This is a genomic window from Chryseobacterium geocarposphaerae (assembly GCF_002797535.1).
Lineage (GTDB): Bacteria > Bacteroidota > Bacteroidia > Flavobacteriales > Weeksellaceae > Chryseobacterium > Chryseobacterium geocarposphaerae.
In genome coordinates, this window is sequence record NZ_PGFD01000002.1 from 292,570 (window position 1) to 310,190 (window position 17,621).

The following is a 17,621-nucleotide window of genomic DNA, read 5'->3' on the forward strand; positions in this document are numbered from 1 at the left end:
AGTATTTTTCTATACTTTCAAAATGGCTTTTAATAAAAGATTAACCTCATCCACATTTCTCACTTTATCTTTCCTCATCATAAGATGATTCCCCTCTTTTCCTGTTTTCTCTTTCAGCTGCGCCTCTGCAGGATTTTGAGTGAGATAAGTAATGATATGCCTGAATTTATCCGTCTGGTAAAATTTATCCTGCGGATTGCTAGGGAAATACCCTAGGAATACTCCATTCTTCATAACAATTTTTTCAAATCCTATTTCCGCAGCCAACCATTTTAAACTTACACTTTTCAATAAATTGACAGCTTCTTTTGGCAGGTTTCCGAAACGGTCTATCAATTCGGACTCAAGCTTTATCAGATTTTCTTCACTATCTATTTCGGCAAGCTTCTGATAAAGCAATAATCTCTCCTCTGTATTTGAGATATACCAATCCGGCAGCATCAATTCAAGATCCGTATCAATATTTACATCCTTTGTAGATTTAAATAGCTTATTTCGGTCTTCTTCGTTTTCAAAAAGATTTTCAAATTCCTGATCGTCTTTTAACTCCTCTAAAGCTTCCTGCATTAATTTCTGATAGGTTTCAAATCCCATTTCGTTAATAAACCCACTTTGTTCTGCTCCCAACAAATCTCCTGCGCCGCGAATTTCCAAATCCTTCATCGCAATCTGGAAGCCACTTCCCAAATCAGAAAACTGTTCTATCGCTTCCAAACGTTTTCTCGCATCAGAAGTCATCATATCATAGGGAGGCGTAATCAAATAACAGAAAGCTTTTCTGTTGCTACGTCCTACACGGCCTCTCATCTGGTGAAGATCTGCCATTCCGAAACGTTGAGCATCATTAATGAAAATCGTATTCGCATTCGGAACGTCAACTCCACTTTCTACAATCGTCGTGGAAACCAGAACATCATATTTCCCTTCCATGAAGTCCAGCACATTTTTTTCCAGCTGCTTTCCTTCCATTTGTCCATGGCCGGTAATTACTCTCGCATCAGGAACCAGTCTTTGAATCAATCCTGCAATATCTTTAAGGTTTTCAATTCTGTTATTGATAAAATAGACCTGTCCGTCGCGCTGTAATTCATACGAAACGGCATCACGAAGAATTTCTTCATTAAATCCTATCAACTGGGTATCTACTGGCTGTCTGTTCGGCGGCGGCGTTTTGATTACCGACAAATCTCTTGCTGCCATTAAAGAAAACTGCAAAGTCCTCGGAATCGGCGTTGCTGTAAGTGTTAAAGTATCAACATCAGCTTTCAGAGTTTTCAGTTTATCTTTTACGGAAACCCCGAATTTATGTTCTTCATCAATAATTAACAGTCCTAAATCTTTAAATTTCACGGAACTGCTTGCCAATTGATGTGTCCCTATGATAATATCAACCTTTCCGTTTTTTAAGTCTTCCAACGTTTCAGATTTTTGCTTTGCCGTTCTGAAGCGATTGATATAGGCCACATTTACCGGAAAATCTTTTAACCTTTCTTTAAAGCTTCTGTAATGCTGGAAAGCCAAAATAGTTGTTGGCACCAAGACCGCCACCTGTTTTCCGTCTGTTGCCGCTTTGAACGCTGCACGAATCGCCACTTCCGTTTTACCGAAACCAACATCTCCACATACAAGACGATCCATCACCGTATCGGCTTCCATATCTTTCTTCACATCAATGGTAGCTTTTTCCTGATCCGGAGTATCTTCGTAAAGGAAACTCGCCTCCAGTTCATTTTGCAGATAAGAATCAGGCGTGTAGGCAAAACCTTTTGCGGATTTTCTTTGGGCATATAATTTTATCAGGTCAAATGCAAGTTGTTTTACCCTTGCCTTTGTTTTTTGCTTTAAAGATTTCCAAGTTGGCGTTCCAAGCTTGCTTAAAACAATTTCACGGCCTTCAGGACCGTTGTATTTTGAGATTTTATGGAGCGAATGGATGCTTACATATAATAAATCGCCATTTTTATAAGTTAATTTAAAGCATTCCTGAATTTTTCCATCGTTATTCACCTTCACCAATCCCATGAACTTTCCGATTCCATGATCAATATGAGCAATATAATCTCCTATTTTCAACGACATCAGATCTTTCAAGGTCAGCTGCTCTGATTTGGCGAATGTATTTTTTGCCTTATATCTTTGGTATCGGTCGAAAATCTGGTGATCCGTATACACTAAAATCTTATGGTCATTATCCACAAAACCTTCATGAAGTTCTGACTTAAAACTTTTAAAAGGAAGCTGATGTTCCAGTTCCTCAAAAATAGATTCTAATCTTTCTTTCTGCTTTTCAGTGGAGAAAGAAATCCAGGTATCAAAACCTGCATTCTGTTTTTCTTCAAGATCCTCAATTAATAATTCAAAATTTTTATGGAAAGTCGGCTGTGCGGTCTGGTCGATTTTCATTTCTGTTAATTCGATCAGTCCTTCAATAGAAGCACTTCCGAAATCAACGGTTTTAAACTTTTTATAATCAAATAAAAATTCCTGATCAGAAATGAATAATTCCTGAGGTATTCTGTGAGCAATATCTTTATTTAAGGTATCATATTTTACCAACGATTTTTCGTAGAATGTTTTCAGCTTCTGCATTCCGATAACCCCGTTTTTAGAAATCACGAAGCTTTCTTTTGGCAATAACTGAAGTAGTGAAACCCTGCTTCCTGTCACCGTAAAATTCATGTTCGAAACCAATTGAAAATCATTCACTTTTTCTACTGAAAGCTGGGTTTCTATATCAAACGTTTTTATGCTTTCCACCTCATTTCCAAAGAAAGTGATACGATACGGTTTTTCATTTGAGAACGAAAACACATCAACAATTCCTCCTCTCACGGAAAACTCTCCAGGTTCGGAAACGAAATCTGCCTGCTGAAAGTTATAATGATTCAACAGCTCATCTACAAAATCAAAATCAAGCTGGTCACCTACTTTAATATGATGTGAAATTGCCTTAAAATCTTCCTTCTTTAAAACTTTTTCAGATAAAGCTCCCGAATAAGCTACAATCACTTTCGGAGCTTTGCTGGAAGTAATTTTATTGATCACTTCTGTTCTTAATACCAAATTGGCATTTTGCGTCTTTTCAATCTGATACGGTTCAAGATGTGTTGCAGGAAAGTACAAAACCTTATCTTTTCCCAACAGATCTTCCATTTCCGTATTGGCATACAAAGCGTCTTCCTTATCATCTACTAAATACAAAATATGTTTTTTATAAGTAAGGAAAAGCTCAGCTACAAAAATTGAAACCGAAGATCCTGCGTTTCCTTTTACAGAAATATGTTGGTTATTTTCTAACTGAATAAAAATTTCCTTTCCAAATTCATTTTTAAGCAAATCGGGAAGAAATTTTTCGCTGATGGTTTTTAATTGCATAAAATAATATGGTATAAACGACAAAAGCGATTTCGGGAGTTTTCCGAAACCGTTTGATCTTCACAAAGATAAGGATAAATATTTTTCATAAAAGAGTTGAACATTATTTAAAAACCAATCCTTTTTAATAAAAAATACGCAAATCATAACATTTTATTAAAAGTTTTAAATGATGTTAAAAAATATTAAATTATTATTACACGGCATACGATTTGGGGTTTTATACTTACCAAACCTTAAAGAAATAGTATTATGAAAAATTTAATCAAAATCCTAGGAGCTTTTATGCTATTGTTTTTTGCTGTCACGGCAATTTCATCATGCAGCGATGATGACGACCCTGTAAATAATGACTTCTTTGCGGGTACTTACAAAGGTAGTATTTCTTATAATGACGGAGGATCTACCAATATCAGTACCAATAGCGGAAGTGTTTTTGTAACAAAAATTGCAAGCGGAACGAAATATAATTTTGCTTTTTCAGACAGCATCCCCGATCTCAACGGAATTGAATTTGAGCAGAAAGGCGATCATACCCTTGTCATGATTGGCTCCACTGCAACATCATATATAAGAATTGACAATAACGAATTGAAGATTCTATTCATGAAAGATGGTAAAACCTGGACCGCAAATTGTACACGATAAACCAACTATTCATATGTTTGACCCGTGTCGCCTGTATAGGCGACACGGGTTTTATTTTTTTTAGTAATTTCAAAATTATTACTATAACTGTACGTTTACTGGATTAAGATTTTTTTAATCTGTAATAAACTTTAGTTAAGTTTATTAAAACTCTTTTTTCAGCCCGCTTTTTGCATAACTTTGGATAAGAAAAACAAACAAAATCATCACTATGAAAAAATTTTTTACCGCAATGTCATTAGCTTTAGGACTTGGACTTGCAACCGCTCAACAAACCGCTCCCGCAACATCTACAACCACTCATCATGTTGCTAAAACAACAAAAACGGCTACTAAAGAGGTAAAAGCAGTAAAACCTGCTACAAAAACAGCAACAGCAGCAAAGCCTGCTACCGCACCTGCCGTAAAAATGAAAAAAGACGGCACTCCGGATAAAAGATATAAGGAAAACAAACACCTTAAAGCGGACGGCACTCCAGACAAAAGGTATAAAGAAAACAAATAAACTCAACATATAGTTGTTATTTTCATAATCAAATTTCGAAGAACCGATGTACACTCATTCATCGGTTTTTTTATTGCTTATTTTCTCAAAATGCCTGCAAATTCTTCAGTTATTTATAAATTTGAGCCATGTTAAATTTCCTAAAGAAAAGTGCGGCATTGATTTGGGCTAAAAAGCACGTTCAAAAAGCTGAAGAATTTAAGAAAAATGCAGAGAAAAACCAAGAATCCCTGCTTTTATCTCTCGTGAATACAGCCAAAAAAACTCTTTTTGGAAGAGAGCATGATTTTGAAAACATCACCTCTGTAAAAGACTTTCAGGAAAAAGTTCCTGTCGCTGATTATGAAGATCTTAAACCCTATATCGAGAGAGTAAAGAAAGGACAGGCCAATATCTTATGGACAGACACCCCCGAATATTTTGCAAAAACTTCAGGAACAACGTCCGGCTCAAAATATATCCCTATTTCGAAAGACGGAATGCCATTCCAAATTAAAGGAGCTCAAAGTGCACTTTTTCATTATATCGCTAAAAAAAACAATGCTGATTTTGTAAAAGGAAAAATGATCTTTTTACAGGGAAGCCCAGAACTGGAAGAAAATTTCGGAATAAAAACCGGCCGGCTTTCAGGGATCGTCGCTCATCACATTCCAAATTACCTGCAGAAAAACAGACTACCAAGCTGGGAAACCAACATTATGGAAGACTGGGAAGCAAAAGTTGACCAAATCGTTAAAGAGACCGAAAAAGAAAACATGACGCTGATTTCCGGAATTCCACCCTGGCTGATTATGTATTTTGAAAAATTGACTGAAAAACACGGAAAAAAAATCAAACAAATTTTTCCTAATCTTCAGCTCATTGTAACGGGAGGTGTAAATTTCGAGCCTTATCGTGATAAAATGGAAGAGCTATTGGGCGGAAAAGTAGATATCGTCCAGACATTTCCGGCATCGGAAGGTTTTTTTGCATTTCAGGATGACTATACCAAAGAAGGACTATTGCTTTTAACTAATCACGGAATTTTCTATGAATTTATTCCACTGGAAGAATATGGAAAACCCAATGCTAAAAGATTGACTTTAAAAGAGATTGAGCTTAATAAAGATTATGCATTGATTTTAACAACAAATTCAGGTTTGTGGGCATATTCTATAGGTGATGTTGTAAGGTTTATTGATAAAAATCCACACAGAATTCTGGTAAGTGGAAGGACCAAACATTTCACCTCTGCTTTTGGAGAACACGTCATTGCATTTGAGGTAGAAGAAGCCATAAAGGCAACTTTAGAAAAATTCCCGGCACAGATTACCGAATTCCACCTTGCTCCACAAGTAAATCCCACAGAAGGACTTCCCTATCACGAATGGTTTATTGAATTTGAAAAAGAGCCTGAAAATCTTGAAGCATTTAAAAATGAACTAGATGATCAGCTCAGAAAGCGAAATACATATTATGATGATTTAGTTTCCGGAAATATTCTTCAGAGGCTGCATATATCAAAACTTACCAAAAATGCGTTTACTGAATATGCAAAGTCACAAGGTAAACTTGGCGGACAAAATAAAATCCCCAGACTTGCCAATGACAGAAAAATTGCAGATTTATTGGAAATTTATAAACTTTAAACACATTTTTTCAATTCCGAAAACGTATATTCGAAAAAAATTATAAATTTGAAAAACTAAAAAATATAATGAAAGCATCTGTACTTTTAAAATCATCTTTATTGACGTCTTTATTTGTAATTTCATCTTGTGCGACTACAAAGTACACAGATGATATTGCCAAAAACAATTATTCTAACCTTGAAGCAGGAAGAATGTATACCGTAATGATGAAAGACGGATCAAAAAATCAAAAAATACTTTTCCGTAATGTAGATGGCAACAATCTTATTGGTACGGCAGGAAAAAAAGACAGTACAGAAGTGATCATTCCTAAGGCTAATGTTGCCGCTGTAAGAGATATCAGAAAAGCAAGAACAGCAGCCGGCGCAGTAGTAATCGGAGCTGCAGGAGTTGCTGCTTTGGTAATCAGTGCTTCAAGAGCAGATAACTAAAATAGATTTTATCTTTCAAGTGGTATTTGATTTATCATTTGGATTTATAATAGAGAAATAGGCCTGAATGAATATTTAGGCCTATTTTTGTGCATGATTTCTTTTACTCCCTTAAAAACTTTACAAAATACCGAATTCAGAAATCTTCTTGCCGGAAGATTTTTTATTGTTTTAGCGTTCAGGATGCTTGCTACTTTATTAGGCTGGTGGGTGTACCAGCTTACAAAAGATCCTTTTTCTATAGGGCTAATCGGTCTTTCAGAAGTAATTCCGGCAGTAAGCTGCGCCCTTTATGCAGGACATGTAATCGATATGAATGAAAAGAAAAAGCTCCTGCTGATCTGTAATTATGCTTATGTTTTTTTAATTGGGCTTTTATTAATTCCCGCTTTTCTCAATGTAAGAATGCATTTCAACGGCCATCAGATCACTTATTTTATTTATACCGTTATTTTTTTCACAGGAATTGCAAGAGCTTTTATTGGTCCTATTGTTCCTTCCATGATTCCTAAGATCGTTCAAAAGGAAAGCCTTCCACATGCGATCACCTTGAACCAGGCCACCTTTCTTATCTCTTCGGTATGCGGACATGCATGCGGAGGATTTCTGATTGGCTTTTTCGGTGTAAAGTGGACCCTACTCGTTATTATTGGACTTATTATCCTGGCTTCTTTATTTTTCTGGCAGCTTAAGAAACAATATTCTGAATACAAAAAAGAATCTGTAAATGTCATAGAAAGTATGAGGGAAGGTATTTCTTATATTTTCAAAACCAGAGAAATCTTAGGTGCTTTATGCCTTGATATGTTTGCTGTTCTTTTTGGAGGTGCTGTTGCTATGATCCCTGTATTTGCGACAGACATCCTTAAGGTAGGTGCAGAAGGATTTGGACTTTTAAATGCAGCTTCCGACATAGGATCAATGTGCATTATCACCATTTTATCCATTGTTCCGCTGAGAAAAAACCAAGGAAAAATTCTGTTAGCAGTGGTTGCTGGATTTGGCTTATGTATCATAGGATTTGGGTTGTCCAAGCTTTACTGGTTATCATTCCTGTTCCTAGTAGCAAGCGGCATGCTTGATGGAATTTCTGTAGTAATCAGAGGAACTATTGTACAGTTAAAAACGCCTGATCATATCCGGGGAAGAGTGCTTAGTGTAAATTCTATTTTCATCATGTCCAGTAATGAAATGGGGCAGTTTGAAAGTGGTCTTACGGCTAAGCTTCTTGGTGTGGTAAAGTCTGTAGTTTTTGGAGGAAGCATGACCATTCTGATTGCACTGCTGGTAGGAAGTACAAATTCCAAACTAAGAAAGATGCAATATTAATTATCATTTTAAGGACAGTTTATTTAAACCAACATAAAATTTAGTATTTTAAGTATTTTTAACAAAACTCTCTCTTATTTGATAAAATATTTTTACATTTGTCATTACTTTTTTAATTTTCTTATCAAAAAAAAATTTTAAAATGAAAAAACTACTACTCTTTTCCATTTTATTCCTTTATCAAATATATTATTCGCAATCAGATTGTGTTTCATCTATACCTGTCTGCGGAAATTCAGATCTTTCTTATACACCTACTGGTTCAGGAAACACGCAAGAACTTCCGATCCCTGCCGGAGAAAACTTATGCCTTAAAGGCGGCGAACACTTTTCTGTTTGGTACGCCTTTACCATTGCAACTTCGGGAACTTTAACTTTCACAATCAACCCCAACGTATTTACGGATGATTATGACTTTGCAGTATACGGTCCTAATTTACCGTGTAGTTCAATAAGTGGAGCCAGCCCTATACGATGTAATTACTCAGGAGCTGATGGACCTACAGGCTTGACTACAACACTAACAGGCACTGCTACAGATGCAGCTTGGAGTGCTTACATGGATGTTGTAGCAGGGCAAACTTATTATTTACTTGTTGACAACTTTTTAAGTTCTGCTAATGGATTCTCTTTAACATGGGGAGGAACCGCAACATTAACTTCAGCATTCAACAATCCTGCAATAACTCCAAACCCTTTTATAACTCCGGGTGTACCTAATGCAATCGATCCAACAGCACCTAACGAAATTCTGAAGTGCGTTCTACCAACCATGTTCGATTTCAGCACATTAACAACCGGAATCTTAAACGGAAATACTAATTTCACTATTACCTATCACAATAATCCAAATGATGCGATTACCGGACAAAATCCAATAACAACTCCTATTATGGTAGATGCGGTAACTGTTTATTATTACCGATTAAAATATACTGATCCTACTAACCCTACAAATCCTATCAACGGATGTTTCCAAACAGGGAAATTCAAATTTAAACAAGGGAATATTACGGCAAGTAATGTTACTATTTATGCATGTAATAACAATAATGTAGGCACAGGATCGTTTAATTTAACTACAGCACCCGTTTATTCAGGTACCGCTACAAAAAAATACTATCCAACCCTGAATGATCTCAATGCAGGAACTAATGAAATTACAACACCTGCCAATTATATTTCTACACAGAAAAAAGTATATGTAAAAATAACTACTAATGACGGATGTAGTACTACTGCAGAAATCACATTGACCTTCTATCCTCTTGTTGTGGTAAATGATGCTACTATTGAATCTTGTTTTATTGAAGAAAACATAACAACTGCTTCATTCGATCTTACATCAGCAAATGTATCAACACTTACGAATCCTCAGAAAAAGTTCTATGCAACCTTAGCAAATGCTATCAGCGGAACTAATGAAATCTTCACTCCGACCAACTACATTTCTACGAATGGAGTTGCTTATGTAAGAGTGTACAGTCCAGATCAATGTTATTCAATTGCTAAACTTACACTTGTGGTTTTGCCTCCTGTAAAATCCGCAGTTTTAAAAGATAAAACAATCTGTATGGAAGACAGAACCACTTTGGATGCTGGTCCTGGATTTGTAAGCTATGAATGGAGCACAGGTGCTACGACTCAGACTATACAAGGTGTTCCTGTGGGAGCTTATTGGGTAAAATTACAAACCGGAAAATGTTTTACTCTTCAAAAAGTAAACGTATATCCTTCTGATCAGCCTGTAATTACTAACATTGACATTACAAACAATACAATTACGGTAACAGCCAATGGTGGAACCGCTCCTTACAAATACTCATTAGATGGTATTAAATGGCAGGATTCTAATGTATTCACAGGGCTTCCAAGAGGGGAAAATAAAATATATGTAAAAGATGCTTTTGACTGTAATCCTGTTGAAGTTCAGGTAACTGTTCCGAATCTTCTGAATGCCATTACACCAAACGGAGATAACGTAAATGATTATATCGACTACAGCGCATTGGCATATAAGAAAAACTTAGTATTCATTGTTTATGACAGATATGGAAACAAGCTGTACGAAGCAGGCAAAATCAGAGATTACAAATGGGACGGAACAGCATCAGGAAAGAAAATCCTTACAGGAACTTACTGGTATTCTATCTCTTGGAATGAAAATGACAAAAACAATACACAGACCAAATACAGCGGATGGGTATTGGTAAAAAACAGAGAATAAATAATTAAATTTTTAATAAAAAAATCACTTCTTCCGGGAGTGATTTTTTTTATGCACCAAAAAAAAGCCTTTCAGTACTAATAATTTAAACTTATTAACATTAAAATCTTAATTACTATTTTTTTATTACTTTTCAAAAAAACTATCTTTGCATATTATGGCGCAGAAAGAAACATTATCATCTCTTACCCACGGAAACTTTGCGAAAGAGCTGTCAATTGCAGATGGAAAAATGCCTCCTAATGCAGTAGATTTTGAAAGATTGGTTATAGGTACTTTTTTGATTGATAAAAAAGGACTTGACCACTCAATTGATCTACTTACACCAGAAGTATTTTATGATCCGAGACATCAGGTAATTTTTTCTACCATTTTAAAACTTTATGAAGGTAACCAGCCTGTTGACTTGATGACCATTATTCAGGATCTCAAAAAAGAGGAAAAACTGAATCAGGCAGGAGGAGATCATTATATTATTGATCTTACGATGGGAGTAAGTTCTTCCGCCCATATCGAATATCATGTCCGAGTTATTCTCGAAAAATATATTTTAAGAAGTTTAATTAACGTTTCAGCGAACGTTATTGAATCTTCATACAGAGAGTCAACAGACGTTTTTGAACTTCTGGATAAAGCAGAACAATCTTTTTTTGAAATTACAAACGGAACCATCAAAAAAGGATTCGATACAGCCAACTCATTGGTAAAACAGGCTATCGACACCATTAAGTCATTAAAAGACAAACAGGGTCTTTCAGGTGTTCCTTCAGGATTTCGTGATGTAGATAAGGAAACCGGAGGATGGCAAAATTCCGACCTCATTATTATTGCAGCACGTCCCGCAATGGGGAAAACCGCATTCCTTCTTTCAATGGCAAGAAATATTGCAGTAGGACATAAAATTCCTATGGCACTGTTCTCTCTGGAGATGGCTTCAGTACAGCTTATCACCAGAATGATCGCCTCTGAAACGAGAATTTCTTCAGAAAAACTAAGAAAGGGGACCTTAGATGATGAAGAATGGCAAAGACTGTTCTCCAATGTATCTGAGCTCGAAAACGCCCCTCTGTATATTGATGAAACACCTTCCCTTTCCATCTTTGACTTCCGTGCAAAATGCCGAAGACTGGTAATGCAGCACGGGGTAAGATTGATCATGGTCGACTACCTTCAGCTGATGACAGCAGGAGGCGGCGGAAAAGGAACAGGAAACCGTGAACAGGAAATTTCCATGATTTCTCGTTCATTAAAAGCTATTGCTAAAGAATTAAATGTTCCGGTAATTGCACTTTCACAGCTATCGCGAAGTGTGGAAACCCGTCCCGGCAAAAGACCTCAGCTTTCAGATTTGAGGGAATCTGGAGCGATTGAACAGGATGCGGATATTGTATCTTTCATCTTCAGACCGGAATATTATAAAATTACGGTTTGGGATAACGATGAAGAAGGGCAGGAAACCTCAACAGAAAACCAGGCAGAGCTTATCATTGCAAAGCACAGAAACGGGGCAACTGCAGATGTGAGGCTATCTTTCCTGAAGCACTTTGCTAAATTCGGGGACATCGAAGCTGCTTTTGATGGCGGAAGCGGAGGGTATCCTTCCGGTTTTGGACAAAATGAACCAAGCGGTTTTGATAAAATTAAGACAACAATTCAGCCAGGTGCAGCGTTTGATCTGCCGAATAATTCTCAGGTTTCAGGATCTTCTATGAATGATTTTGATGACGATGATGATTTTCCTTTTTAAGATTTAGATTATAAGATTTGAGAATCGAAATATATACCGACGGAGCTTGTAGCGGAAATCCCGGAAAAGGAGGATATGGAATTCTTATGCGTGTCCCGGAAAAAAAGTATCAGAAAACATTCTCTAAAGGCTTTAGAAAAACAACCAATAACAGAATGGAACTTTTGGCTGTCATTACCGCTCTCGAAAAATTAAAATCTCCGGAAAACGATATCCATATATATACAGACAGCAAATATGTAGCCGATGCAGTGAATCAAAACTGGATATCGGGATGGATAAAAAGAGGATGGAAAAACGTAAAAAATCCGGATCTTTGGAAGAAATTTGTTGAATTATACAACCTTCACCAGCCCAAAATGCATTGGATAAAAGGTCATGCAGGCCATTTTGAAAATGAACTATGTGACAAACTCGCTGTGGCCGCTGCCAACTCAAGCTCCCTGGAAATTGACACTTACTTTGAAAATCTCGATAATAACAGTCTTTTTTAGTTTTTAATTAAAATAATTACAAATAAAAACGAGTTCATTTTTCCTTCCCATTTTTATGATTTATTGATAAATAAATAGCATTTAGGAGAAGATTAACAGAAAATATACATTATATCAGCAAGATTTAATATATTTACACGTTTAACTAAATCTCCTCTTACATGAATAAAATTTTATTATCTTATTTAACGATAATCTTATTTTGTATTTCCGGAAACCTCCTCTCCCAGACCTATCAGCTAGCAGGAAATCCGGTAAATACTACTGGTTGGACACTCGTCTCTCCCGCTGTTGTAAATACTGATTTTGTACAACTGACTCCTGACACTAATAACCAATCTGGTTCTATCCGACTAAATGACCCCATCAACTTAAAATATTGTGACAAATGGAGGGTAGAATTTGACTTCAGAATGGATTCTAATCAAACCTATAATGGGGATGGTATTGCATTTTGGTATCTGGCAAATCCACCTATAGCAAGTGTATTAGGTTCCGGAATCGGAGTTTCTCAAAATGCGGTTGGTTTCATTGTTGGTTTTGATACGTTTAACAACTCTACAGGAAGTTCGGGTATGAGCAAAGTCCATGTCGCCTATGGATTGGTGCAAAATACTACCGATACCAATAACGTAGAGTTTTTTAACACCCCGGGAAGTTCTTTTCATTCGGCAGACCTTAATGCAACTCAGCCGTTTCAAGGAACAACATATAAGCATGTGGAAGTTAGCAGCCAGGTAGACCCCGCAAATCCCGCAAACTGGATTGTAAAGATAATGCTTGACGGAACAGTAATCTGTAATCAATCTTTTGCTCCTTCTGGTGCAGCAGCAGCGATGACTGTAGGGTATTTTGGATTTTCAGCTTCTACAGGAGGCGCTAGATCCCGACATTCCATTAAAAACGTAAAAGTTTATATGGATAAAGTTGCCCTAAACAAAACAACAGTTACAGATACATTCTGTCCCAATCCAAGTACTGGTTTCGCAACGGTAAATCTTACCTCTTACAATAGCCAGTTTGTAACAACACCTAGCAATTATACATTTACTTATATTGCAAACGGAACCACTGTTACCAACCCTACTAACTTTCAGTTCAATACCAATACAACTGTAAATGTAATCGTAAGAGATAATTCTGCAATTCTTTGTGATAATCCTGATGGAAAAATACAGCTTACTCTATCTCCATTTACGGCCAATAATGTTACCATAAGCGAATGTAACAACAACAATGCAACGACGGCCACATTCAACCTAAATAACGCACCTGTAACAGGTGTACCCGGTGTTGTAAAAAAATATTACCGGACATTAGCAGACTTAACCGCCGGTATCAATGAAATCACCACTCCAAACGCTTATGTTTCTGCGCCTGGTAAAGTATATGTAAAAGTCACTACTCCGCAGGGTTGTACAGGAAATGCTGAAATCACGTTAAGTTTCCTTCCTTTACCTGTTTCTAATGACGCATCAATACAGTCTTGTTTCATTGAAGATAATCCTACTGCAGCTTTATTTAATTTAGATACCGCCAATGTATCTACAGAAACAGGAATAACAAAAAAATATTATACAACTTCAGCTGATGCTTTAGCTGACACCAACCCAATTCCAAATCCAACAAACTATATCTCTTCAAACGGAGAAGTGTACGTAAGGATAAAAGGTGCAAATTCTTGTTATATTATTAAAAAAATAAAATTAATTGTCTTAGCTCCTGTAACATCTTCCGTACTGAAAGACAAGACAATATGCATTGATGATAAAACAACATTAGATGCAGGTCCCGGGTTTGCGACTTACGAATGGAGCACAGGAGAAACAACCCAGTCTATTCAGAATGTACCTGTAGGAATCTACTGGGTAAAACTGAAAACAGGAAATTGTATTACAAAACAAGTAGTAAGAGTAATTGCTGCTGCGGATCCTGTAATTACAAGTTTAGATATTACCAATAATACAATCACTGTAAACGTATCCGGAGGGCGTGCTCCATATCAGTATTCTTTGGATGGTATCAAATGGCAGGATTCCAATGTATTTACAGGACTTCCGAGAGGAGAAAATAAAGTCTTTGTAAAAGATTTTTACAATTGTGAGCCGACTCAGATACAGGTAACTGTTCCTAATCTAATCAACGCCATTACTCCAAATGGAGATAATATCAATGATTTTATAGATTACAGCGCTTTAGCATACAAGAAAAATTTAAGTTTTGTAGTGTATGACAGATATGGCAACAAAAAATTTGAAGCAGATAAAACAAGAAACTACAAATGGGACGGAACTTCAGGCGGTAAAAAAATAACCACAGGAACTTACTGGTACACCATATCTTGGAATGAAAATGACAAAAATAATACTCAAACAAAGTACAGCGGATGGGTATTGGTAAAAAACAGAGAATAAAGAATTAGGATTTTTTGGGGGCGCTTATATGCAGGCGCCTCCCTTTATTCTCAAAATAATTTAATTTCCCCCAACAATATATATAGTATTTACAAAATGAAAAAAATTCTACTTTTAGGCCTTTTAGCCTTTCTTTTAATAATTCCGTTAAAAATATCTGCACAAACCTACCAGCTTTCAGGAAACCCTGTAAATACAACAGGCTGGACAATGGTAGGTCCTACTACGGTAAATACAGATTTTATCCAGCTCACTCCCGATCTTAATGATCAATCAGGATCTATAAGACTAAATGATCCCATCAATTTAAAATACTGTGACAAGTGGAGAGTGGAGTTTGATTTCAGAATGGATTCTCCTCAAAGTTACAACGGAGACGGTATTGCATTTTGGTATCTTGCGAATCCACCTGTTGCAAGTATACTAGGTTCAGGACTTGGAGTTTCACAAAATGCCGTTGGTTTTATCGTTGGTTTTGACACCTACAATAATACAACCACAGCTCAGATGAGTAAGGTACACGTAGCATACGGACAGGTTGCCAATACAACAGACAGCAACAATGTTGAATACTTCAATACACCGGGAAGTTCATTTCACTCTCCGGATCTCAACCCTACCCAAAACTTTAGAGGGAGCACCTATAAACATGTTGAAGTAACCGGTCAGGTAGATCCTGCCGCTCCCGCCAACTGGATTGTAAAAGTAACGCTTGATGGAACAGTAATCTGTAATCAGTCTTTTGCTCCGGCAGGCACTGCCGCTGCAATGACAGTCGGGTATTTTGGGTTTTCAGCCTCTACAGGAGGTGCAAGAGAAAGACATTCTATTAAAAATGTAAAAGTATATGTGGATAAAATCCCATTGTTGGCAACTACCATTACTAAAACTATTTGTCCAGACTCTACAGGAACTTCTACTATTGATTTAACTACCCTGAATTCTCAGTTTACAGCAACTCCGGCCAACTATACTTTTGCATACTATGTTACAGGAAGCGGAACTCCTATTGCAAACCCTACGCATTTCCAGTATAGTGCAACAACAAGCATTTCTGTAGTTATAAAGGATCCTACCTCAGTATTATGTGACAATAATGATGCGAAAATCACCTTAAACGTTGCACCTACAGTAAGTGTTACCAACGCTATTCTAAGATCTTGTTTCCGCCCGGAAAATACCGCCACAGGACTATTCAACCTAACAACAGCACCAATAACCACTACTTCGGGGGTCACTAAAAAATATTACCCTTCATTAACCGATGCACAAAACGGAACAAACGAAATTTTAAATCCTGATCAGTATATTGCTCCAAACGGCGTAGTATATGTAACAGTAACCAATATTTATGAATGTTCTGAAATCGCAAAAATTACGCTGGAAGTATTCCCTCCTACTCACTCAACTGTTTTGAAGGATAAAATTATTTGCTTTGAAGATAAAACAACATTAGATGCAGGACCAAACTTTGACGGATACAAATGGAGCACCGGAGCAACAACACAATCGATATCTGATGTTACAGTAGGTACATATTGGGTACAATTAAAGACAGGAGAATGCTGGACTACGCAAACCGTAAAAGTTTATCCTTCCGAACAGCCCGTAGTTTCAAGCATTGATATCGCTACCAATACCGTTACGGTTTACGTAACCGGAGGAACTGCTCCGTATAAATATTCTATGGATAACATCAGCTGGCAGGATTCAAACGTTTTCACAAATATTACAAGAGGTGATCATACAGTATATGTGAAGGATGCCTATGATTGTGAACCCGTAGTAATCAATATTGTTGTTCCTAACCTAATCAACGTTATTACACCAAATGGAGACGGGGTAAATGACATTATCGATTATTCCGCATTGGCAAACAAGCAAAACCTGGTGTTTAGTGTATTTGACAGATACGGAACAAAAATCCATCAAGGGGATAAATCCAATAACTACAAATGGAACGGAACTACTGCCGGAAGAAAAGTCCCTACAGGAAGCTACTGGTATTCTGTAACATGGAATGAAAATGACAAAAAAAGCACTCCTATTAAATATTCCGGATGGATATTGGTGAAAAATAGAGAGTAACAAACATTACCATAAATTTTAATAAGGATTATTTCAAATTGAAGTAATCCTTATTTTTTTGTATTAAAACCCTTTTTCTCACCTTCAATTATTAAATTTGTAAGATGAATTATTTAGAGGCTTTAAGCAGAAGATATTCTGTGAAAAAATTTAATTCCGAAATTATCCCTCAGGAAACACTACATAATATTCTTGAGTCGGGAAAACTATCGGCAAGCTCTCTTGGTCTTCAGCCTTACGAAATCCTTGTGGTGGAAAGTAACGAAATGAAGCAAAAATTAATTCCGGCATTTTATAATCCATCCCAGATTTCCACATGCTCTCATTTAATTGTTATTATTTCAAAAAAAATGGTGGATGACAATTATATCAACGGATATTTCCGACACATATCCAAAGTAAGAGAAACGCCACTGGAAAAACTGGACCTTTTTAAAAACAGCATTAACCAACATATTAATCAAAAAACACAAGATGAAATTTTCAATTGGGCAGAAAAACAGTCTTATATCGTACTGGCCAACTTAATGTATGCGGCAGCAATCGAAAATATAGATACTTGTCCTATGGAAGGTTTTCGCCAGGAACTCATCGAAGAAATTTTAGAGATAAATCCTGAAACCGAAAAAGTAACCGTCACCCTCGCTTTAGGTTACCGTTCGGAAGAAGATCATTTCCAGCACATGAAAAAAGTAAGAAAACCAAACGAAAAATTGTTTAAATTTATTTAAT

At 36.5% G+C, this 17,621-nt stretch carries 12 protein-coding genes; 11 read left to right on the top strand and 1 reads right to left on the bottom strand.

Features of this window, described 5'->3' with window-relative positions; all coding sequences use genetic code 11:
* Positions 1-9: 9 nt before the first annotated feature.
* On the bottom strand, positions 10-3,375 hold the full coding sequence (gene mfd, locus CLV73_RS12925; RefSeq protein ID WP_100377299.1) for a transcription-repair coupling factor: 3,366 nt from the start codon (positions 3,373-3,375) through the stop codon (positions 10-12).
* 252 nt (positions 3,376-3,627) lie between these two features.
* On the opposite strand from mfd, the gene CLV73_RS12930 reads away from it, so the two are divergent.
* From CLV73_RS12930 to CLV73_RS12980, 11 genes are all read left to right on the top strand, one after another.
* Complete coding sequence (locus tag CLV73_RS12930) at positions 3,628-4,023, top strand: hypothetical protein (RefSeq protein WP_100377300.1); 396 nt, start codon at positions 3,628-3,630, stop codon at positions 4,021-4,023.
* 211 nt (positions 4,024-4,234) lie between these two features.
* A complete protein-coding gene (locus tag CLV73_RS12935; protein ID WP_100377301.1) occupies positions 4,235-4,528 on the top strand; it encodes a hypothetical protein in 294 nt (97 codons plus the stop codon).
* Positions 4,529-4,656: 128 nt separating this feature from the next.
* Positions 4,657-6,156: a GH3 auxin-responsive promoter family protein gene (locus CLV73_RS12940; RefSeq protein WP_100377302.1), complete on the top strand. Its 1,500-nt coding sequence runs from the start codon at positions 4,657-4,659 to the stop codon at positions 6,154-6,156.
* 68 nt (positions 6,157-6,224) lie between these two features.
* Positions 6,225-6,590, top strand: a complete 366-nt coding sequence (locus CLV73_RS12945) for a hypothetical protein (protein ID WP_100377303.1) — start codon at positions 6,225-6,227, stop codon at positions 6,588-6,590.
* A gap of 93 nt (positions 6,591-6,683) precedes the next feature.
* Positions 6,684-7,919 carry an MFS transporter gene (locus CLV73_RS12950; RefSeq protein WP_100377304.1) on the top strand — a complete coding sequence of 412 codons (1,236 nt, stop codon included), beginning with the start codon at positions 6,684-6,686 and terminating at the stop codon, positions 7,917-7,919.
* Positions 7,920-8,061: 142 nt separating this feature from the next.
* A complete protein-coding gene (locus tag CLV73_RS12955; protein WP_100377305.1) occupies positions 8,062-10,146 on the top strand; it encodes a T9SS type B sorting domain-containing protein in 2,085 nt (694 codons plus the stop codon).
* 157 nt (positions 10,147-10,303) lie between these two features.
* A complete protein-coding gene (gene dnaB, locus CLV73_RS12960; protein ID WP_100377306.1) occupies positions 10,304-11,893 on the top strand; it encodes a replicative DNA helicase in 1,590 nt (529 codons plus the stop codon).
* A 17-nt stretch (positions 11,894-11,910) separates the two neighbouring features.
* Entirely contained in the window at positions 11,911-12,387 is a 477-nt protein-coding gene (rnhA, locus tag CLV73_RS12965) for a ribonuclease HI (protein WP_100377307.1), read from the top strand.
* Positions 12,388-12,548: 161 nt separating this feature from the next.
* Positions 12,549-14,801 carry a T9SS type B sorting domain-containing protein gene (locus CLV73_RS12970; protein ID WP_100377308.1) on the top strand — a complete coding sequence of 751 codons (2,253 nt, stop codon included), beginning with the start codon at positions 12,549-12,551 and terminating at the stop codon, positions 14,799-14,801.
* 96 nt (positions 14,802-14,897) lie between these two features.
* Positions 14,898-16,889 (top strand): T9SS type B sorting domain-containing protein, encoded by a 1,992-nt coding sequence (locus tag CLV73_RS12975; protein WP_100377309.1) that lies wholly within the window; start codon positions 14,898-14,900, stop codon positions 16,887-16,889.
* Between the two features lie 104 nt (positions 16,890-16,993).
* Positions 16,994-17,620 (top strand): NAD(P)H-dependent oxidoreductase, encoded by a 627-nt coding sequence (locus tag CLV73_RS12980; RefSeq protein ID WP_100377310.1) that lies wholly within the window; start codon positions 16,994-16,996, stop codon positions 17,618-17,620.
* The last annotated feature ends 1 nt before the right edge of the window (position 17,621 follow it).